Origin of the sequence: Pectobacterium colocasium, from assembly GCF_020181655.1 — a bacterium.
Taxonomy (GTDB): Bacteria; Pseudomonadota; Gammaproteobacteria; order Enterobacterales; family Enterobacteriaceae; genus Pectobacterium; species Pectobacterium colocasium.
In genome coordinates this window covers 39,063-61,023 of the sequence record NZ_CP084032.1, presented here as the reverse complement: position 1 = coordinate 61,023, position 21,961 = coordinate 39,063, and the positions used below count along the sequence as shown (strand labels likewise).

The following is a 21,961-nucleotide window of genomic DNA, read 5'->3' as shown; positions in this document are numbered from 1 at the left end:
ATTACGTGACAATGACTAAGCGGAATAATGGACAAGCAGAAGAATGGGGTGGAATAGCCGACCACCTGACCCGTGGTCGGCATAGATCGCAGCTACTCGATGGCGATAGGTTTTTCCGTCAGCGTGGTGGTGTTGTCACCCTGAATGGCTTTCACTTTCTGTTCCGTTTTCTGTACCGCCTCTGCGCTACTCAACAGGCTGTATGTCAGCTCAAACGTCGTGCTCTGGCCGGGTTGTAGCTTTTTAACCCGCCCTTGCTCACGCTCAATCGTCACCGGGTAGGCGTAGTTAGTGCCGGGCTCGATCCCCGTGACGTAGCCCTGTTTTTCCGTGTCCGTGTTTTTCCACAGCGTCAGCAACGGCAGTTGATGGGTGTCAAAGGCAATCGACACGCCCTTATCACCCGCCTTGTTCACCAGCGCCGCCAGCGTTTTGCCCTGTGCATCCGTGTACGGCGTAATGTTGAACACCATTTCATCAAAGTCTTTCGTCGGCCCTTTATAGGTTTGCCAGCTGGCCAGACCCGCTTTAGCGTGGTCATTAAACGGAGAAATCTCTTTCACCGGCGCGATGAAACGTGCGCCTTCTTCCAGAATCGGCGTGCCAAAATTGCTGTGGTAGATAATTTGGTAGTCACGCGGGTAATCCGCTTTGTTGGTCAGCACATCGTGCACGGTAAACGACTCGCTGCCGGGGACATAACGCAGCTCGGTCCAGGTTTCCAGATTCGACTTCTTAAAGCTGTTTTCTTTCAGCAGGCCTCGTACCGTAATGGTATGCGGGGCTTTATCGCTGACTTCCACGACCACTTTTGAAGCTGGTGTGTTGCCCGCACGGCCATGCAGGGTATAGATCATGCCTTCGCTGACGACCGGGTGCCCCGTCCATTCGAATCCGCAACGCACCATCATCTCATTGAAACCTTCCAGCCAGCCCAGTCCATTACGGCTTTCCAGATTGATGGTGTTCGGGTTTACGACCTCATCAACCGGCGAATCCCACCCCAAACGGATGTTTTTGCCCGTCACATGCAGTAAATTCATCCCTCGCGTCGGGCTAAGGGCAATTTTCAGCCCGTCCTGGCTGGTAATCGTAATCACTTTACTGCCTTCCTGACGTCCGCCGTGCAGGACTTTTTGCTCAATGCTGAAATGCTGATTTTTTATCTTCAGGGCATCACTGCCAATTTGCCAGTTTCCCTTTTCTACACTGCCTTCAGCATCTGTCAGCACAAACGTCTGCGCCGATAATTGCCATGATGTCAGCGCCAATGTAATGCCTATAGCCAGTAATTTTTTCATGTTGATCATCCCTCTTTGCTGAATTGTTTTAGCTAATGCGGGCTAAAGACTACAAATCAGCTGATGGTCAGAATGTGATAGCTATCACCAGATAGAAAAATTCAGCATTGTCGCGTTATTTATCCGATTAGCATCACTAACTCACCATGAATGGCATCTATATTTACAGAATTATTGAGATATTGATCGGTAAAAGCTGACATCGTTTCAGCCACATAAAATATGTCGCCTAAAATCCTTTTCTCGCCAGCATGACTTTCAGACATTCATGCTGAATTTTAAATACATGGCGAGATAAAAAATTATCAGATTATTTTTTGACCACATTGCACCCTATTGGCGCAAGCGCTATGGTTGCCGCTAACCTGTGTACGATCACTGATAAATAAACTATGAACTTTTCTCTTTTCGGCAAGAAATTCACGCGCCACGCTGGCATCACCCAATTAATGGACGACCTGAACGAAGGGCTACGTACGCCAGGCGCAATCATGCTGGGGGGCGGCAATCCGGCACACATTCCGGAGATGGACCGCTACTTCCAGCAGCTGTGTCAGGATATGCTGGAACAAGGGAAATTAACGGAAGCGCTATGCAACTACGACGGTCCGCAAGGTAAGGATACGCTGCTTAAAGCGTTGGCCGAACTCCTGAGTAACGAATTAGGCTGGCAGATTGGACCACAGAATATTGCGCTGACAAATGGCAGCCAAAGTGCGTTTTTCTACTTATTTAACCTGTTTGCAGGTCGCCACAGCGATGGCAGCCTGAAAAAGGTGCTGTTCCCGCTGGCGCCAGAATATATCGGCTATTCGGATTCCGGGCTGGACGACAACATGTTCGTCTCCGTTCGTCCACAGATCGAGCTGTTGCCTGAAGGGCAATTCAAATATCACGTTGATTTCGATCACCTATCGATTACCGATGATATCGGGCTGGTCTGCGTATCTCGCCCAACCAATCCGACCGGTAATGTACTAACCGACGACGAACTGATGCGTCTGGATATTCTGGCGCAGCAGCACAAGGTTCCCTTGCTGATTGATAACGCCTATGGGGTGCCTTTCCCCGGTATCATCTTCAGCGACGCGACGCCGCTGTGGAACCCGAATATCATCCTGTGCATGAGCCTGTCCAAGCTGGGCCTGCCCGGTTCACGCTGCGGTATCGTGATTGCGGATGAAAAGGTGATTTCGGCGATCGGCAACATGAACGGCATCATTAGCCTGTCTCCAGGTGCGGTCGGGCCGGCGCTAGCGCACGAGATGATTCAGCGTGGCGATCTGCTGCGCTTATCTAACGACGTCATACGCCCGTTCTACCAGCAGCGCGTAACAGAAACTATCGCCATTATTCGCCGCTACCTGTCGCCCGAGCAGTGCCTGATTCATAAACCGGAAGGGGCGATCTTCCTCTGGCTGTGGTTTAAGGATCTGCCTATCACGACGGAAATCCTGTACCAGCGCCTGAAAAAACGCGGTGTTCTCATGGTACCGGGCCACTATTTCTTCCCCGGTCTGGATCAGGACTGGCCGCACGCCAACCAGTGCATGCGCATGAACTATGTGCCGGAGCCGGAGAAAATCGAACAGGGTATTGCGATTCTGGCGGAAGAAGTGGAAAAGGCGATGCAGGAAGCCTAATTCACCACGATTGTCGCAATAGTAGCGGCTAACTCGCGGCGCGACAGTCACGTTTCCACTCACCTACGCCAGCACAACGTAGGTGAGGTGAAGGCAAACTAGGCGACGGCGCTACCCTGTTCATCCTGATCGACAGCGAAGCAGGCGACCTGCTGTTCACCGTAGGTTTTCAACTGTGGCTGGAACTGGGTGCAGGTGCTGAAGCAGCGCTGGCAGCGGGCGTTGAACGCACAGCCCGGCGGTGGATTCAGCGGGCTGGGCAGCTCGCCCGTCAGCTTGATGCGTTCGCGGCGTAAATCCGGGTTCAGGCGCGGCGTCGCGGACAGTAACGCCTGTGTATAAGGGTGACGCGGGTTGTTGAAAATGGCATCTTTACTGCCCTTCTCGACACAGCGACCCAGATACATCACCATCACTTCATCAGCGATATGTTCGACGACGGACAGATCGTGCGAGATGAAGACGTAAGACAGCCCCAAGTCCTGCTGCAAATCCATCATCAGGTTCAGCACCTGTGCACGCACCGACACGTCCAGCGCCGACACCGGTTCATCGGCAATCACCACGTCCGGGTCCAGCATCAACCCACGGGCAATAGCGATACGCTGACGCTGGCCGCCAGAGAACATATGCGGATAGCGGTCATAATGTTCCGTTTTCAGCCCGACTTTCGCCATCATCGCCAGTGCTTTTTCACGGCGTTCGGCTTTTGACAGTTCCGTGTTGATCAGCAGCGGTTCTTCGAGGATCTGTCCGACTTTCTTACGCGGGTTCAGCGATCCATAAGGATTCTGGAACACGATCTGGATCTTCTGACGGCGCAGTTTCTGCGCTTGCGGATCGGGCTTCAGTAGATCCTGCCCCTGATAGTACAGCTCGCCATCAGACGGGGTTTCGATCATCGTCAGCAGGCGGCCCAGCGTGGATTTTCCACAGCCAGACTCTCCCACCACCGCCAGAGTTTTACCGCGCTCCAGCGTAAAGGAAACGCCGTCCAGCGCTTTCACCATCCGCTCCGGCGCAAAAAAACCTTTCTTCACCGGGTAGTGTTTTTTCAAATCAATCGCATGCAGTAAATACGGCTGCGATGTGGCGTTCAGTTCACTCATAGGGTCGGTCTCCCCGCATCATCCAGCGGTGTATGACATTTCACCTGACGACCAGGAATATCGCGCAGTGCAGGTTCTTCCTGACGGCAACGGTCCTGCGCATAGGGGCAGCGTGGGTTTAACAGACAGCCGTTAGGGCGATCGTACTTGCCCGGCACCACGCCCGGCAGCGATGCCAGTCGGGACTTGTCCGCCGCAAACTCAGGCAGCGCACGCAGCAGCGCCTGGGTATACGGATGGCGGGGCGCACTGAAAATGTCCGCCGCTTTGCCTGATTCCACGACCTGCCCGGCATACATCACGATGATGTGGTGTGCCGCTTCGGCCACCAGCGCCAAATCGTGCGTGATCAGGATCAGCGCCATATTCTCGCGCTGTTGCAGTTCGAGCAGCAGTTCAATAATCTGCGCCTGAATGGTCACGTCCAGCGCCGTGGTTGGCTCATCGGCAATCAGCAGCTTCGGCCGGCAGGCAATCGCCATCGCAATCATCACGCGCTGGCTCATCCCGCCGGAAAGCTGGTGCGGATAGACATCGAGGCGCGAAGCCGGATCGGGAATCCCGACCAGCGTCAGCAGGTCAATCGCCCGCTGACGACGGGTTTTGCGGTTACCGCCCTGATGCACCTTGATGGCTTCCATGATCTGGTAGCCCACGGTGTAGCACGGGTTCAGACTGGTCATCGGGTCCTGGAAGATCATCGCGACCTCAGAGCCCACCAGATTACGCCGTTCTTTCTCGGAAATTTGCTTTAAATCGCGCTGGTTAAATTCCAGCTTGTCGGCCATCACTTTGCCGGGGTAGTCAATCAGCCCCATTATCGCCAGCGAGCTGACGGATTTACCGGAGCCGGATTCCCCGACGATACCGACCACCTGCCCTTCTTCCACCTGATAACTGATGCGATCGACCGCCCGAAACGGCAAATCCTCGTCACCAAAGTGAACCGACAGTTTATCTACATTGAGCAACGCCATCTCTCTACCTCTGTTACTGCTTGAGTTTGGGGTCGAGAGCATCACGCAAGCCGTCCCCCATCAGGTTAAACGCCAATACCGTCAGTAAAATTGCCAAACCGGGGAACGTCACCACCCACCAGGCGCTTTGCGCAAACTGCAAAACGTCCGAGAGCATGGTGCCCCACTCTGGCGTTGGCGGCTGTGCACCCATACCGAGGAAACCCAAAGCAGCCATATCAAGAATAGCGTTAGAAAAACCGAGAGACGCCTGCACAATCAGCGGTGCCAGGCAGTTAGGAAGAATGTTGACGAACATCTGGCGCGCCGAACCGGCTCCCGCCACGCGTGAAGCCGTGACGTAATCGCGGTTAACCTCCACCAGCACTGCCGCACGGGTTAAACGGACATAGTGCGGCAATGCCACGAAGGTCAGCGCCAACGAGGCGTTCACAATCGAAGGCCCAAAAACGGCCACCAGCACCAACGCCAGCAGCAGGCTTGGCAGTGCCAGCATGATATCGACGATACGCATGATGAGCGCATCGACCACACCGCCAAAATACCCGGCCAGCAGGCCGAAGATCACCCCCAGCACCAGCGACAGCGCCACCACCAGACAGCCGACCAGCAGCGACAGACGTGCGCCATACATCAGGCGGGACAGGACATCACGCCCGACATCATCGGTGCCCAGAATGAACTGCCAGCTTCCGCCCTCTTGCCAGACCGGCGGACGAAGCAACGCGTCGCGGAACTGCTCAGCGGGCGCATGTGGTGCCAACACGTTGGCGCCAATGGCGATAATCAGCATCAGCACGACATACACCATGCCGACGACCGCCCCTTTGTTACGTTTAAAATAGTGCCAGAATTCCTGTAGCGGGGTCATCGGCTTCGGTGCGCTGTTTACAACAGGTTCAGTGACATTTGTCATCTTAGCCTTCCCCTTATTTCTTGTGACGGATGCGTGGGTTAACCACGCCGTAGAGCACATCCACCAGCAGGTTAACCAGAATGATCATGGTTGCTACCAGCAGCACGCCGCCCTGAACCACCGGATAGTCACGACGCTGCAACGCATCGATCAACCACCGTCCCAGCCCCGGCCAGGAGAAAATGGTTTCCGTCAGGATCGCCCCGGCCAGCATGGTGCCGACCTGCAAGCCAATGACCGTCACCACTGGCAGCATCGCATTACGCAACGCATGCACGACAATGACACGCAGGCGGCTCAGTCCTTTGGCGCGGGCGGTACGGATGTAGTCCTCGCCCAGCACTTCCAGCATCGCGGAACGCGTCATACGCACAATCACGGCCAGCGGGATGGTGCCCAACACGATGGCAGGCAGAATCATGTGTTCAACCGCGTCGATAAAATCGCCTTTCTCGCCCCAGAACAGGGTGTCGATCAGCATAAAGCCAGTCAGTGGCATACTGTCATCAAGGAAAATCGTGTCGCTGATGCGCCCCGAAACAGGCGTCAGGTTGAGCTGAACGGAGACCAGCATAATCAGCATCATGCCCCACCAGAAGATAGGCATGGAGTAGCCCGTCAGCGCCAGGCCAACAGAGGTATGATCGAAAATGGAACCGCGTTTAACCGCAGCCAGCACACCAACCGGGATCCCAACCGCGATAGCAAACAGCATCGCACAGATACCCAGTTCCAGCGTCGCTTTGAAGCGAGGCACAAATTCTTCCCACACGGGGATACGGCTCTTAAGGGAGATTCCCAGATCGCCCTGCAACACACCGCCGATATAGTGGATGTATTGCTGCCAAAGCGGCTTGTCCAGCCCCATTTCAGCCAGCAATTGCGCATGGCGCTCGGCGGAAATACCACGTTCCCCCGCCATGATCATGACCGGATCGCCCGGAATCATGTGCACGAATGCGAAGGTCAACAGGGTGATACCAATAAACGTTGGGATAACGAGCCCCAAACGCCGGAGTATGAACTGCAACATATCCCGAACTCTCTATTTATGCCCGCTGGCTCGTTGGCCATCAGGCTTATCATTGCTCACAGCTAAAAAATCGTCAGAAACGATTTTAAACGTCGTGTGCGACGGCCCGCCGGCTGGCGGGCAGGAAATCTGCCATAAAAACGTAACGGGCAAGAAACCCCGCCTCCACGGCTCCTCTAACGAGAAACCGCAAGGTCGGGGTTTTCAATGTCCGTGAAAAACGAGTGGCTGACTTAATCCAACGTCACGTTGTTGAAGCTATGCACACCACGCGGCTGAACCACATAACCTTTCACATTTTTACGTACTGGTTCATACACGGTGGAGTGCGCAACAATCAGTGCCGGAGCCTGATCGTGCATCACCACCTGTGCTTGTTTGTACAGCTCAATACGTTTTTCGTGATCGGAAACGGCGCGCGCGGGTTGGATCAACTCTTCAAACGGCTTGTAGCACCACTTGGAGTAGTTGGAGCCATTTTTAGCTGCATCGCAGCTGAACAGGGTCGCGAAGAAGTTATCCGGATCCCCGTTGTCACCCGTCCAGCCCATTAGCACGGTCTGGTGTTCGCCGTCTTTCGCACGCTTCAGATACTCGCCCCACTCGTAGGTGACGATTTTGGCTTTCACGCCAACTTTCGCCCAGTCGGACTGAATCATTTCCGCCATACGACGTGCGTTCGGGTTGTACGGACGCTGTACTGGCATTGCCCACAGGTCGATTGAGAAACCGTCAGCCATACCTGCTTCTTTCAGCAGTGCTTTCGCTTTTTCAGGATCGTAGCTGTAGTCTTTAACGTCGTTGTTGTAGCCCCACATGGTCGGCGGGATCAGGTTGGTCGCAGCCTGACCAGCACCCTGATAAACCGCTTCGATGATGGCAGACTTGTTAACCGCATAGTTCAGCGCCTGGCGAATCTTGACGTTATCCAGCGGTTTTTTCTCAACGTTGTAAGACAGATAGCCGACGTTCAGGCCCGGCTGCTCCAGCAACGTGATGTTTTTATCTTCTTTCATCTTCGCGAGATCGGCCGGGTTAGGATACGGCATGATCTGGCATTCATCTTTTTGCAGCTTGGCGTAACGTACAGAAGCATCTGGCGTGATGGAGAAGACCAGACGGTCAATACCCGGCTTGGTGCCCCAGAAGCCTTCAAAGGCTTTGTACAGAATACGGGAGTCTTTTTGGTACTGCTGTAGCTGGAACGGACCTGTACCGATTGGGTTCAGGTCGATTTTCTCCGGCGTACCGGCTTTCAGCATATTATCGGCGTATTCCGCTGACAGGATGGAAGCAAAATCCATCGCCAAATCGGCAAGGAACGGCGCTTCAGGGCGAGTCAGCACAAAGCGGACGGTATAGTCATCGACTTTTTCAATTTTGCTGATCAGCTCTGGCATCCCCATACCCTGATAGTATTCATAGCTGCCGCCAGACACTTTGTGGTACGGATGGTTGGCATCCTGCTGACGCATGAAGGAGAAAATCACGTCATCAGCATTGAACTCGCGGGAAGGTTTGAAATCTTTGCCGTCTTGCCATTTCACGCCTTTGCGCAGATGGAAAGTATAGGTTTTGCCATCTTCGCTAATATCCCATTTTTCAGCCAACCCTGGAGTGGTGTCCGTGGTGCCGTCTTTAAATTCCACCAGGCGGTTATAAATAGGAATAGAGCTGGCATCAAATGTCGTACCGGAGGTGAACAGCTGTGGGTTAAAACCTTCCGGGGAACCCTCTGAGCAGTAAACCAGCGTTTTTGCCTGAACGCCTGCGGCGACGGACATGGCGAGCAAGCCAAGGCCGAACTTCAACACCCTTGATTTAACCAGGGATTTTTCCATTACTTGTGCTCCATTGTGGATGATGTTGTGTGCTATACCCGCCATACTCCAAGCTGCATACGCGTTAATTCTGTCGTTAAACGCACAGTGGTTAACAGCGCTATATTTCGTTCTGCATCTCGAAATCAATTGGGTATGGTTGGCCAGACCTGTATTTTTTACGAGCTGTGGTCTGTACCCTGTCGCCCGAAGGCAAAGTTAAAATAATGGGGAGAGGCAAAGGGGTTACCAAAAACCGATGGCCGCCACGCTGTTGGATATAGTCATAATAACTACAACCTACACCTCGACGCGCCACAACCCGCTCACGGATGCTGGATGAAGACGTAGAATCATTCAGACAAGCCGCTGCTTTCCTCCTTATATCCCTATGACGCCCTCAATTTCTCAACAGATGGCGGTGACGTCAATATGAGCAGTAGGGATTTACAAAATTTCCTTACATTTTCTTAAAAGAGAAAATACAAGCCCATCACCTTACAAAAGGTGGATGTTTTGTCTTTTTATTAAAAAACAGCGATAAAACCCGATACATTGCCGACATAAAGAAATTATCACCATTAAAAAAACTATAGTCATCTGGTCTTACATGTCCAAGATTTGAGCACTATTTTTTGTTAAAAACGTTAACAGCAGGTGAAAATCCTGACAGATAATAAGAAATTCTGATATCTGCCGCGGCACCATAAGCAGGAACTGGACTATCTACGCTACAGAAAAAAACTTTGTGCGACGGAAGAAACGCCTTTTCCCCCTCCTCCAACTGGGCTTCTCCTGCATTGTTTATCTGTGGGATAGTCGTTACCAGAGATCCGTTGCTGAAGACATCCGTTAGATAAAGCATAGATAAAAAGGCAACTGATGTAGGGTTGAGGACGCATTCTGTTCGCAGTAGCATCGCCTGGGTAGCGACCCGCAAGAAAATGATATTACTCAATAATTAACTGGCTATTTTAGTTAAATAAATATTTTCACTAAAATGAAAGTGCGCTATTTACTTATTCCCATAAAGTGGTATTTTCACTCTGTGATTTACCTCACTCCCCTTTTTTAACTCCTTCGATGCACTCAATAAATTATTTTAATTACAAAAAAACAATATAAGTTATTTAAAATGGAGTTGCTGATAAGTTCACAAATACGCAATTAACGTATTATTTTTAACATTCCCTCATGCTAAATTACCCTCCAACAAGATTCATTGTTAAATAACATCCACTCTTTCTTATCTTTTTGTTACTAACTGATAAAAAACAAAAAAACGTATTTGCTGCTTTTTTGATAATAAACATCCGCCGCTATTGGCATTAATAACGTTCGATAAACATACCGATATCGACGACAAAAACGTCGATAACGACGCACAAGAAATATCGAAACAACATGACGCGGCAGGCATGTCATTTCTTTCTGTACCAACTGTCCTAGCAGGGTGAATATAATGAAAAAAATTGAAACTGATATTCTATGTGAGAACGATCTCGCGCTGGAAACACAGTCATCGTTTATCGGCAGCTTGTTTAAAAAGAAAATCGGCTCCGTTCCCGTTGCACTTTTTATGGCGATTGCCGCCATTGTCGCTATCGCGGCCTATGAAGGATACCTGCCTAAAAACATGATCGGCGGTTTCGCCGTCATCATGACAATGGGCTTTTTACTGGCACACATTGGCAGCAACATCCCGGTGTTCAAAGATATCGGTGGCCCGGCGATTCTGTGCCTGATGGTGCCTTCCGTCATGGTGTATTTTGAGCTGTTCAACGACAACACCATGAAAACCGTCCACCTGCTGATGAAAGAGGCGAACTTCCTGTATTTCGTCATCGCCTGTCTGGTGGTTGGCAGTATCCTGGGTATGAACCGCAAGATACTGATTCAGGGGATGATACGTATGTTCGTTCCGCTGGTCGTCGGCACGGCAACCGCGCTGGCAACCGGTTTACTGGTCGGTAAACTGTGCGGCTACAGCTTCTACCACACCTTCTTCTTCATTATCGTGCCCATTATCGGCGGCGGTATTGGGGAAGGCATCCTGCCGTTGTCTCTCGCCTATTCTGCCATTCTGGGGCAAGCACCAGATGTGTATGTGGCTCAGTTAGCGCCGGCAGCCGTTGTTGGCAACATCTTCGCCATTCTGTGTGCTGGCGTGCTGTCCCGTCTGGGTATGCGCCGCAAGGATCTGAACGGCGAAGGCCGTCTGGTGCGCAGCGATGAAGACAACGCGATGTTTGCCGTAAACGACGCGCCAAAACCCGTCGATTTCCACCTGATGGGCGGTGGCTTGTTGATGATTTGCGCCTTCTTCATCATCGGTGGCCTGTTTGAAAAACTGGTGCACATCCCTGGTCCGGTACTGATGATTCTGATTGCTGTCTTCTGTAAATACGGACGTGTTATTCCTGCCATCATGGAAACGGGCGCACACAGCGTTTACAAATTCGTCTCCAGCTCCCTGGTATGGCCGCTGATGATCGGGCTTGGCATGTTGTATATCCCGCTGGAGAGCGTCGTGGCGGTCTTCTCTGTCGGCTACGTCATCGTCTGCGGTTCTGTGGTGCTGTCCATGGCGCTGGTGAGTTTCCTGATTGCGCCTTACCTGAATATGTACCCGATTGAGGCTTCCATCGTCACCACCTGTCACAGCGGGCTGGGGGGTACAGGTGATGTTGCGATTCTGTCTGCCTCTAACCGCATGTCCCTGATGCCGTTCGCACAGATCGCCACGCGTATCGGCGGCGCGTCTACCGTCATCGCCGCCACGCTGCTTCTGGGCTGGTTTGCCTAACCCAACCACGATTCCGCAATAACAAAAACGCCACGGTCATTGCCGTAATGCCGATCGTTTAAGAATCGAGATACCGGGGGCTACCACGGTGCGAGGTATCCCTGCGGGAACCTCATCACCGTGTTTCCCCCTAAATCCACGCTTAAGTGAACAGTATTAACGGTCATTGCCGTGGCGTTTTTGTTTACTCACCGCTTTTTATTCACAGTATTGGCGCAGCGAGTCCTGCTTTTCCGGCAGTAAACGATACAGGTAAACCGGTCGGCCGGTAGAGCCGTACAGGATATTGGTGGTCAGGATGCCGGTGTCAGACAGGTAGATCAGGTATTTACGGCAGGAGACGCGGGAGATACCAATCGCATTCGCCAGCATCTCGGTTGAGAACTCGATACCCTGATTGCCTTCAATCCACTCGCAGACGGTACGCAGCGTCAGGCTGGTCAGCCCTTTCGGCAATTTCTTACGTTCGCTGACCGTGCTGCTGCTGGTACGGCGAATCAGGTTATCAATATCCGACTGCCCAACAAAATCGCGGTGCTTGAACAAGTTTGCTTCTTCGCGATAGGCGGTCAGCGCCTGCTCGAAACGCGAGAACTGGAACGGCTTAATCAGATAATCTACAACGCCGTAGTGCAGCGCTTTCTTGATGGTATACACATCGCTGGCAGAAGAGATGATGATAACGTCCGTCTTTTCACTGAACTCACGGATAGTCGGCAGCAGATCCAGTCCATTATCCTGCTGCATATAAATGTCCAGCAGTACCAAATCGATTTCCGAGTCAGGTTGCATCAACAGGTTTCGCGCCTGCTGCAACGTGGGGACGGTCGCATAGCAGCTAAATCCAGAAACCTGGTTCAGATAAGATTTGTTAAGCTCTGCAACCATGGCATCGTCATCAACAATCAGTACATTAATCATGGTCAAACAGCCTTGCTTGATAAGGAATAGTAACGAAAAACTGGGTGTACACCTCAGGTTCTGATTCAAACTCGATAGTGCCGCCAATCTTCTCCAGACTCTGTTTGGTCAGGTACAGGCCGATACCGCGCCCGCTGCCTTTGGTAGAGAATCCCTGTTCATAAATGCGCGCCTGACTCTCCGGCGAAATGCCGGGGCCGTCATCCCCCACGGTGCAGTGAAGGCGGCCGTTCTGATGATGGAAACTCACGCTGATTTCGCAGTTTTCCTGCCCATCAATCGCGTCCATCGCATTTTCAATCAGATTACCCAATACGGTAATCAATTCATTAGTGGCATCGACATCATCGGTATCCGGCAGCAGGCTCTCCTCGCTGATGGAGAGCGTAATGCCGAGATCGCGCGCGCGGTTGATTTTACCCAACAGGAAGCCGGCAATCACTGGCGATTTCACTTTACGAATAATCGAACCGATTTCCGCCTGATAATTATTGGCGGTCTTAAGGATATAGTCTTCCAGCTGTGAGTAATACTTTAAGTGCAACATCCCCAGGATGACGTGCAGCTTGTTCATAAACTCGTGCGACTGCGCACGCAGCGCATCCGCGTAGTAGGACATCCCACTCAACCGTTGCAGCAGTTGGCTGATCTCTGTTTTATCACGGAACGTCGCAATCGCGCCGATAATATCGCCCTTCACAAAGACCGGCACGGTGTTAGTCAGCAGCAGGTGGCCGTTAAAGTTAATCTCTTCATCGCGCCGTGGCGTACCGCTCTCCAGCACCTGTTTCAGGTGCAGATGTTCAAGCCACTGTTCGCTGACGCGTTCGGCTGGCTTCAGGCCCGGCGTTTCACTGCCCTGCGGCTTATTCTGCCGGAAAAGCCGTCGCGCCTCATCATTGATCACCGTAATCCGACCCTGTTGATCGACCGCGATGACGCCTTCTTTAATGTGTTTGAGCATCGCGTTGCGCTGTTCAAACAGATTCGAGATTTCAAACGGCTCGAATCCCAGCATAATGCGCTTGAGGACCTTCACCAAAATCAATGTACCCAACCAGCCAACCAGCGCCCCTGCCAGCAGCGTCCAGGGAATCATCCAGCGGTTATCACTGATCACTTTCTGCACGCTGGTTAAGGCAATCCCCAGCGCGACGACGCCAACCTGCTTATGGTTATTGTCGAAAACCGGCGTAAAGACCCGCAGCGCGGGATCGAGCGTCCCGCGGTTAATGGCGGTATTTTCCATGCCCAACAGCGCCGGGTAGATATCCCGGCCAGCAAAATGCTCACCAATTCTTTCCGGTTCAGGGTGGCTATGGCGCACCGTATCCATGTCAGTCACCGTGACGAAGAGCAGTTGATTACGCTGGCGAATCGTCTCCGCCGCGAGCTGCACTTCTTCAGGTCGACCAATCCCTTTAAGTTCATCAATAACAACGGGAGAGGCTGCAAATGTGCGAGCAATAGCAAAGGCTTTTTCTCGCAGATGATCTTCTGATAGCTGATTAATGCGAAAAAACAGCAAGGAATAGACCACCAGCAACACCGCGCCAAGCACAACTGACACCATCAGAAACACCGATGTTCCCAGCTTTAGCGGTGCCTTTTTTTTGCCCATGTCACTCTCCGAAACAAACATCATCACACCGTTATCTTATACTGTTTCGTCGCGTTTCGCGTGCCGTGATGCCTACGCCCCGTCACAGAGACAGGGTGTAGGCTTAGAGAAAGGAAATCAGGCTTAACGTGTTGCTGCGTATTTCTCGCATCAGGAAAGCCAGTACGTATCTACGTTTTTACCAGAAACCGAGGACTTTCCACCACATACTGCCAACACCCAGCCAGATAGGGATGATAACCAGACTGATGGAGAAACCGATCTTCCACCAGGTGCCCAGCGGCATGTAGCCTGTGCCGAACAGAATCGGTGCCGGGCCACTGGAGTAGTGTGTCGTAGACATAAACAGGTTACTGAAGATACCGAACACCAGTACGGTGAGCATCGGCGGTGCACCAGCGGCCAGCGCGATAGAGACGAAAATCGCATACATGGCGCTGATGTGGGCAATCGCACTCGCCATCAGATAGTGGCTATAGTAGTAAACTAGCAGCAGCAGGCCCAGCATCGGCAGCCAGTGCATACCACTCACCGCGCTGCCAGCCAGACCGCCCAGCCAGGCAATCAGGCCCATTTTGTTAAGCTGGCCCGCCAGCGTCATCAGCACAGCAAACCACACCACGGTGTGCCAGGCTTCTTTCTCACCCACCACGTCGTCCCAGCTCAGCGCACGACTGAGCAACAGCACACTCAGGCCAGCCAGTGCGGTCAGGGTCGCGTCGATATTCAACGTGGAGCCCAGCACCCAGAAGGTCACCAGCCCCAGGAACACGCCCAGCACCACCCACTCGTCGCGGGTCATTTTGCCCATTTCACGCAGTCTTTCGACGGCGATCGCACGCATTTCTGAGGTTTTCTTCAGTTCAGGCGGGTAGAAACGGTAGATCAGGTAAGGAATCAGCGCCAGAGACAGAAAGCCTGGCAGCAGTGTCGCCAATGCCCAATCCGTCCAACTGATGTGAATGCCGAACTGCGAAGCCAGTTTCGCCACCATCGGGTTACCCGCCATGGAGGTCATGAACATCGCGGAAGTCACGGCATTACATTGGAAAATGGACTGCACCAAAAACGCACCAATGCGACGCTGTGTGCCTTTCTCCGGCGTGGAATCGTAGGCTTCGGCAATAGAGCGAAACAGCGGCGTGATAATCCCACCGCAGCGTGCAGATGTGGAAGGCATCGCTGGGGCGAACAGCAGGTCGGTAAACACCAGACCATACGCCAGACCGAGAGAGCTATTCCCCAGCTTGCTGATAAAGAGCAGGCCAATACGTCGACCAAAGCCGGTTTTGATAAAGCCACGAGAGATAAAGAAGGCGCAGGCGATCATCCAAATGGTGGGATCGCTAAAGCCCGCCAGCACATCTTTAATGGATAATAACCCTAAGATGGCGACCGAGGTCAGGCTGAACATCGCCATCGCGCCAAGCGGGTAAGGAGAGAGAATCAGACCGACAACCGTGGCAATGAAAATCGCCATCAGATGCCAGGCATCGGGTTTAACCCCATCGGGAACCGGCAATAGCCATAAACCACCGGCAATACAAAGGATAACTAGAAGCTTTAACAACCTGCTATTATTCGCAGACATAAGAACACCACTCTTCATTAAAACGGATTCTGTATTCCCCGTCATACTTCAAGCCGCATATGCGTTGGCTTCCTTTACTCACTCCAGTCACTTACTGATGTAAGCTCCTGGGGATTCGTGCAGTTGCCGCCTTCCTGCGACTCGAATTATTTAGGGCATATCCCCGTCATAATTCGAATTTGTGCTGTACTCGAATTATTCAGGCGATATTCACGACGGATGTCCCGTGCGGAGGAGTGGGTATTTCGTTATTCTTCCTTCGTCACCCTGCCGAAAACAACGCAACAGGAATCATCTGCGGAAAAAAAAGACGAGAAAACAAGGGTTCAGGGTGCTTCTCTCGTCTTATCAAATCAAGTAATTAATGAAGAGATAGTATTATAATGCGCCTGTAAAATAGCGTTACTTTAGTTACTAAAGGGGTTCATTAATTTATTTAAGAAACTATCACGGCTTTAATTTCCTGATAAAAAATCGTTTAAATTCAACAATATTTGACATTAATGGAACATAAAATTAACGTAATTAACGATAAGTAAATGATAAAAAAACCTTATACCTAATAATGATAATATAATTCTTTTCCAGACAGTGAGTTATCCATTCCTTATTTATTTACTCAGGTATTCCTCTATTCATAAATAAAAAAACAAATACCCCTTTCCCGGCGAAAAAATAGTATTTTTTATCCAGCTGATAACATTTAGAGGGTGAGAAAAAGTACAGCTAATAGCTGCGGCGACATAATGCGCAGAAACATCGCCAGCGGATAAACCGTGGCATAAGACAGCGCTGCCGCACCGCTGGTTGAGTGCAACCCATTGGCAAATGCCAATGCGGGCGGATCGGTCATGGAACCGGCCAGCATGCCGCACAGCGTCAGATAGTTCATCTTACCCAGCGTGCGCGCCAGTATGCCGACCAGCAACAGCGGCACAATGGTAATCAGCGCACCGTAACCAATCCACCACACCCCGTCGCCGTTCAATAACGTATCGATGAAATCGCCGCCGGATTTCAACCCCACCACCGATAGGAACAGCACAATGCCAAGCTCGCGCAGCGCCAGGTTCGCACTAGGCGGCATAAACCAGTACAGTTTACCGATACCGCCGATGCGCCCCAGAACCAGCGCCACTACCAGTGGCCCGCCAGCCAGCCCGAGCCGCAGCGCGACGGGAAAGCCGGGAATCATCAGCGGCACCGAGCCCAACAGTACGCCCAGCCCGATGCCGATAAAGACGGGCAGCATCTGTACCTGCTGGAGTTTTTGCTGCGCGTTTCCCACGATATCCGCCACGGCATCGATCGCCGCTTTTCGCCCGACCAGATTCAGAATGTCGCCAAATTGCAGGCTGGCCTGATTGCTGGCAACCAGCTCAACGCCCGCACGGTTCAGACGCGAAATCACCACGTCGTAGTTTTGCTTCAGATTAAGTTCACGAATCTTGCGTCCCAGCACCTTCTCATTCGTCACCACCACGCGTTCAACGTGCAGATCCGTACCGCGCGTCGAGAGCGATGTCTCCACTTCATGCCCGATGACCAGCCGCGCCTGCTCAAGATCGTTTTTCGCTCCAACCAGATGCAGATAGTCGCCCAGCTGAATGAGCGTCTGCGGCGACGGCACCATCAGCTCATCGCCGCGTTTTAAACGGGAGCAGACAATGGTGTCGCGATTCAGAATCGGCACATCCTGAATCGCCAGCCCTTGCAGATTGGTATTCGTCACCGACACATTCATGGTGTGCAGTTGTTCATGATGCTGGCCGTTGCTGACTTCAAACTGCTTCGCCTCGTTCTCCACCGCCACGCGGAACAGCACGCGCATCAGCCACATCACCAGTAAAATTCCGCAGATCCCCAGCGGATACGCCATCGCGTAGCCCGTCCCCATCAGGTTAACCAATGCCGAACTCGACCCGAGATCGGTCAGAATCTGCTGACCCGCGCCCAGCGACGGCGTGTTAGTCACCGCACCGGAAAAAATACCGAGGATAATGGGTAAAGGAATATTGAGCAGTTTGTGCAGCAGGACGGTCACGACACAGCCGAGGAAAACCGTCAGCAGGGCGAACGCGTTCAGGCGCAGGCCCGATACGCGCAGAGAGGAAAAGAAACCTGGCCCGACCTGAATGCCAATGGTATAGACAAACAGAATCAGCCCGAACTCCTGAATGACGTGCAACATGTCATCATTCAGTTGAATCTGGTACTGATGGGCAACATGCCCGACGATGATCCCACCGAACAGGACCCCGCCAATCCCTAAACCGACGCCATAAATCCGCCAATTGCCGATCCATAACCCCAGAACCGCAACCAGCGCCAGCATACTCACGGTAAGTGCGATATCACTCATACCCGTATCCTTTGCGGACGTTTTTATTGGGAAATGCCACTGCTGCTATTTTTGATTCTGGCAGAATGCTGGGTAAGGAAACGTGGCGGGCAACACAAAACCGCGCCCGTAATGAGACGGGCGCGGGAAATCATCAGGTTAATGACGCGGATGTCGCGTTATGACGCATCTTCAGCGGGCTGCTGGTTCAATGCCGGACGGCCACCGCCGATGGCGATGCGCTGGGGCTGCAAGGCTTCCGGTACATCACGCACCAGATCGATGTGCAGCAGGCCATTTTCAAAATGTGCATCAGACACATGCAGATGCTCGGCCAGCGTAAAGCTCAGCGTGAAAGGCTTAAATACCAGCCCCTGATGCAGATACTCCACGGTTTTCTGAGTCGGTGCCGGAGAACCTTTCACGGTCAGGCGCGGGCCTTCAACTTCGATATCCAGATCGCTCTGTCGGAACCCCGCCAGCGCCAGCGTGATGCGGTAGTGGTTGTCGTCTTTCTTCTCGATGTTATACGGAGGAAAATCAATCGGTTCCTGGCTGCCTTGCATTGAGCTGGCTAATTTGTCGAAACCGATCCACTGACGCAGTAAAGGTGATAAGTCGTAGTTACGCATGATATGACTCCTTCTAAGAAGCGAGATTAAGTGCCCATACGGGCATACCTTATGCCAGCCACGATGCCATAGCTGACGTCGTCCCCATTCGGCAGACGATATGCTTATTTATGGCGCTGCCCTTTCAGGCAATGCGCGATTCGTGCAAATAACGTAATGTTGATTTACTTGATTTCAATCCGGCGCGGCTTCATCGCTTCCGGCACGATGCGCTCGAGATCGATGTACAGCAGCCCGTTTTCCAGATTGGCGCCTTTTACCTGAATATGTTCGGCCAGTTGGAATTTACGCTCGAAGTTGCGCTCGGCAATACCTTGATACAGGTAGTTGCGGGCAACCTGCTCACCGGCGTGGGCGCCTTTTACAATCAATAAGTTATCGTGTGCTGTGATGTCCAGTTCTTGCTCGGCGAAGCCCGCTACGGCAATCGCAATACGGTATTGGTTCTCGTCAACCAGCTCGACGTTGTAGGGAGGATAGCCGCCGTTACTCTGGGTCTGGCCGGTTTCTAATAGATTGAACAGGCGATCAAAACCAATAGCGGAACGGTACAGCGGAGAAAAATCGGGGTTACGCATAAAACAGCCTCCTAAACATGCAGCGAGGATTTATTTTTACCTTCCCTAAGGACAGGCTCACAGCCGGGACAGATACCCTGACGGCGTATCATTTTCTTCCGGCTTATTATCAATATGGTGACCCCCCTCAGACTTTCAAGAGGCAAAAAGGAAAAATCGCTACGTTTCATGCAATATTCACTCGCACTGCGGGCGTTATCACATACACTCAAAATAGGCAGATTTGGCCAAGTGCCGATCGTTTAAGCATCGAGATACACGGGGCGACCACAGGGGTGAGGCCTCCCTGCGGGAACCTCCCCCTGTATTTCCCCTAACAACGGACTTAAGTGACCAATATTAGGCTTCGACCCGCTCTGGCAGCAGGTTATTAATGGACAAGTAATATGACCTTACTGAAAAGCGCATTGTTCTCTTTCATCATCACCAGTAGCGGCGCGGTGGCGACCAGCGGCTGCTCCAGCGTGATGACGCACACCGGAAACGATCAGGGCTACTATTCCGGTACGCGCGCCAGTGTGGATATGCTGCGTGACGACGACACCAGTTGGGCCATGATGCCGCTGGTGGCGATTGACCTGCCGTTCTCGGCGGTTGCTGACACGCTGCTGCTGCCCTACGACTACTACCGCGCGGGCAACGATAAGAACACGCTGTCAACACGCGAACGCATTTTACACAGCGAAGAGCAAAACCAAACCGCCAGTTCACAGCTTGCCACGATGCCGCATAGCAATACGGTATCCCACAGCAATACGATCTCTCATAGCGACACGAGTTCTCATGACAACGCGCCGCACGATCAGCTTTGATAACAGCCGTGCTCGCCATGAACTCGCGTGTACCCGTTACGCGGTGGTCACCACAAAAAGCTGATTAAAGCCGTCAATCTCCCGCATATACGCAATGTGCTTCCCGTCAGGTGAAAAAACCACGGCATCCCCACTGGGTGGGCTGTCCGTCCGTGTCGTTAGCCGAACCAGCTCACCGCTTTGCGCATCACACAGCATGATGCTGTTGTCACACACAAACGCCAGAGAACGTCCGCTCGGGTGCCAGTTAAAGGCAGACTGTACGCCGTGTTCCGTACGCGTTACCTGTCTTGGTTCACCGCCGTTCGGAGAAATCATCCACAGCTGCACCACGCCTGCCTCATCCCGCATCAGGAAAGCAATCTCACTGCCGTCGGGCGAGGTACGTAGCCAATGGCGCGGCTGATTCACCAGACCAGGATAACGCCGCGAGTGCGTAAACGTTAAACGCCGCTGCTGCACGCCTGCTGGCGGCGCAGGCATTGACGTTGCCGTCCCTGCCAGTGGCGCCTCCCCTTCTTTGGCGTAATCTTCCAGCGCGTTCGGCAAATCGACGATAAAGATCTCCGGAACCGTCGTCCCATCCGCCGCACGCGTATCGCCGATAAACGCCAACGCCCAGCGCTGCCGCGAGCCATCTTGCTGGATATAGCCGGCCGTTCCTACCCAGCCTTCTTCATAGGCACGGTTGATTTCATCGCTGCCGGGCTGAGGCTGCGGCGTTGTTTGGCTGACCAGCACACAATAGTGGCTACCGTCATATTCACGCGGATGGCGTTTCTCAACGGCGACAGCCTGTAGCGGCACCGCCACGCCCACATTGCGCAAGTTCAATGCCGGATCGCGCTCATGCAGCACATGGTCGTTATAGGTAAAGCTCAGGCGGCTGGCATCCGGGCTGAAGACGTGGACATGCGTACCACCACGCAGCGCGCCAGCCTGATAAGGCGGCGTAATAGAGAAAGCATCAAGCGTGATGGCCTCATCGCGCTGACGATCCGCCACTATCGTTCCACGGCGATGGTGAAAATCATACTGCCACTCGCTGTCTGGGTTTTCCGGCCCGTGAATAAAGACATAGCGTAGCGGTTCCTGCGGGCTACAGGTCACCACGCCCACGTGCGCCCCCGCCGTCGCCCGATAAATTACCTCGGTTTCCCGGCTTGTCAGGTGTACTCGCTCAATTGTCAGCCCTGTGAATGAAGATCCATAGGGTCTTATGTCATAAACCAGCCAGTTTCCATCACATGACCAGCAATTAATATTGGTAATTTGATGACCAGCAGCATTAAACGTTATTCGAACCTCAACAGACAATACATCACCCCACTTATTCAATATCAGTCAATTTTTTGTAAATAAATTTCAGTTTTATGTATAACACATTGTTTTATATTTAAAAAAAACAAACAACAATCAATAATGTCATTCAAAAAAATAGAATAAATCTCTCAATAACATCCGTTTTTTAATTTATTAGCATCGGCGTAACATTCTTCCTATCGAAAGGGCAGCCCCCTTTCACCTATCAAATCAGAAAAGGATAAGACACCATGAAAAACGTAAAAACCATCGCCGCTGCTGTTGTTCTCGCTACCATGACTTTCGGTGCTTCTGCTGCTGAATATGTTGCTCCTTCACAGACACAGAACCTGGAAAAAATCGGCGTCGTTACTGCTACCGCTCAAGACCTCAGCTCACTACAGGCTCAGCTCGCCGCGAAAGCAGAAAAAGCAGGCGCTAAAGCTTATACCATCACGTCTGCGACCGGTAACGATCAGCTGCGTGGCTCTGCGGTAATCTTCAACTAATCGTTGTTTACCCTGAGTTTTTATCCCAGTTAGCTATCCTGTAAGACAT

17 protein-coding genes are annotated in these 21,961 nt (G+C 52.3%); 4 read left to right on the top strand and 13 right to left on the bottom strand.

The window, feature by feature from the left end:
* Window positions 1-92: 92 nt before the first annotated feature.
* Entirely contained in the window at window positions 93-1,301 is a 1,209-nt protein-coding gene (locus LCF41_RS00265; RefSeq protein ID WP_225086406.1) for an aldose 1-epimerase family protein, read from the bottom strand.
* A gap of 392 nt (window positions 1,302-1,693) precedes the next feature.
* Between LCF41_RS00265 and LCF41_RS00260 the strand changes: the two genes are divergently transcribed.
* Window positions 1,694-2,944, top strand: a complete 1,251-nt coding sequence (locus tag LCF41_RS00260; RefSeq protein ID WP_225086405.1) for a valine--pyruvate transaminase — start codon at window positions 1,694-1,696, stop codon at window positions 2,942-2,944.
* A 98-nt stretch (window positions 2,945-3,042) separates the two neighbouring features.
* Here LCF41_RS00260 and dppF read toward each other — a convergent pair whose 3' ends face one another.
* The 5 genes from dppF to dppA form a co-directional block, all read right to left on the bottom strand.
* Window positions 3,043-4,053 (bottom strand): dipeptide ABC transporter ATP-binding subunit DppF, encoded by a 1,011-nt coding sequence (gene dppF / locus LCF41_RS00255; RefSeq protein WP_225086404.1) that lies wholly within the window; start codon window positions 4,051-4,053, stop codon window positions 3,043-3,045.
* Window positions 4,050-5,030, bottom strand: a complete 981-nt coding sequence (gene dppD, locus LCF41_RS00250; RefSeq protein WP_181847320.1) for a dipeptide ABC transporter ATP-binding protein — start codon at window positions 5,028-5,030, stop codon at window positions 4,050-4,052. Before dppD ends, dppF begins: the two co-directional genes overlap by 4 nt.
* A gap of 13 nt (window positions 5,031-5,043) precedes the next feature.
* On the bottom strand, window positions 5,044-5,946 hold the full coding sequence (gene dppC, locus LCF41_RS00245; protein WP_225086403.1) for a dipeptide ABC transporter permease DppC: 903 nt from the start codon (window positions 5,944-5,946) through the stop codon (window positions 5,044-5,046).
* 13 nt (window positions 5,947-5,959) lie between these two features.
* On the bottom strand, window positions 5,960-6,979 hold the full coding sequence (gene dppB / locus LCF41_RS00240) for a dipeptide ABC transporter permease DppB (RefSeq protein WP_012772789.1): 1,020 nt from the start codon (window positions 6,977-6,979) through the stop codon (window positions 5,960-5,962).
* Window positions 6,980-7,212: 233 nt separating this feature from the next.
* Complete coding sequence (dppA, locus tag LCF41_RS00235) at window positions 7,213-8,820, bottom strand: dipeptide ABC transporter periplasmic-binding protein DppA (protein WP_225086402.1); 1,608 nt, start codon at window positions 8,818-8,820, stop codon at window positions 7,213-7,215.
* A gap of 1,441 nt (window positions 8,821-10,261) precedes the next feature.
* Here dppA and LCF41_RS00230 point away from each other — a divergent pair.
* Window positions 10,262-11,605: a 2-hydroxycarboxylate transporter family protein gene (locus LCF41_RS00230; protein WP_225086401.1), complete on the top strand. Its 1,344-nt coding sequence runs from the start codon at window positions 10,262-10,264 to the stop codon at window positions 11,603-11,605.
* Window positions 11,606-11,803: 198 nt separating this feature from the next.
* Here the strand turns inward: LCF41_RS00230 and dcuR are convergent, their stop codons facing one another.
* The 6 genes from dcuR to ibpA form a co-directional block, all read right to left on the bottom strand.
* Entirely contained in the window at window positions 11,804-12,526 is a 723-nt protein-coding gene (gene dcuR / locus LCF41_RS00225; protein ID WP_010281107.1) for a two-component system response regulator DcuR, read from the bottom strand.
* On the bottom strand, window positions 12,519-14,147 hold the full coding sequence (locus LCF41_RS00220; RefSeq protein ID WP_225086400.1) for a sensor histidine kinase: 1,629 nt from the start codon (window positions 14,145-14,147) through the stop codon (window positions 12,519-12,521). The genes dcuR and LCF41_RS00220 overlap by 8 nt, the downstream gene beginning before the upstream one ends.
* 178 nt (window positions 14,148-14,325) lie before the next feature.
* On the bottom strand, window positions 14,326-15,738 hold the full coding sequence (locus LCF41_RS00215; RefSeq protein ID WP_225086399.1) for an anion permease: 1,413 nt from the start codon (window positions 15,736-15,738) through the stop codon (window positions 14,326-14,328).
* Window positions 15,739-16,441: 703 nt separating this feature from the next.
* Window positions 16,442-18,100, bottom strand: a complete 1,659-nt coding sequence (locus LCF41_RS00210; protein ID WP_225086398.1) for a putative transporter — start codon at window positions 18,098-18,100, stop codon at window positions 16,442-16,444.
* A gap of 158 nt (window positions 18,101-18,258) precedes the next feature.
* Window positions 18,259-18,711, bottom strand: a complete 453-nt coding sequence (ibpB, locus tag LCF41_RS00205) for a small heat shock chaperone IbpB (RefSeq protein WP_225086397.1) — start codon at window positions 18,709-18,711, stop codon at window positions 18,259-18,261.
* A gap of 164 nt (window positions 18,712-18,875) precedes the next feature.
* On the bottom strand, window positions 18,876-19,289 hold the full coding sequence (gene ibpA / locus LCF41_RS00200; protein ID WP_005976748.1) for a small heat shock chaperone IbpA: 414 nt from the start codon (window positions 19,287-19,289) through the stop codon (window positions 18,876-18,878).
* A 386-nt stretch (window positions 19,290-19,675) separates the two neighbouring features.
* On the opposite strand from ibpA, the gene LCF41_RS00195 reads away from it, so the two are divergent.
* Window positions 19,676-20,101: a YceK/YidQ family lipoprotein gene (locus tag LCF41_RS00195; RefSeq protein WP_225086396.1), complete on the top strand. Its 426-nt coding sequence runs from the start codon at window positions 19,676-19,678 to the stop codon at window positions 20,099-20,101.
* 36 nt (window positions 20,102-20,137) lie between these two features.
* Here LCF41_RS00195 and LCF41_RS00190 read toward each other — a convergent pair whose 3' ends face one another.
* Window positions 20,138-21,418: a YidR family protein gene (locus LCF41_RS00190; RefSeq protein WP_225086395.1), complete on the bottom strand. Its 1,281-nt coding sequence runs from the start codon at window positions 21,416-21,418 to the stop codon at window positions 20,138-20,140.
* A 236-nt stretch (window positions 21,419-21,654) separates the two neighbouring features.
* Here LCF41_RS00190 and bhsA point away from each other — a divergent pair, with 236 nt between their 5' ends.
* Window positions 21,655-21,912, top strand: a complete 258-nt coding sequence (gene bhsA, locus LCF41_RS00185; protein WP_225086394.1) for a multiple stress resistance protein BhsA — start codon at window positions 21,655-21,657, stop codon at window positions 21,910-21,912.
* Window positions 21,913-21,961 lie beyond the last annotated feature (49 nt).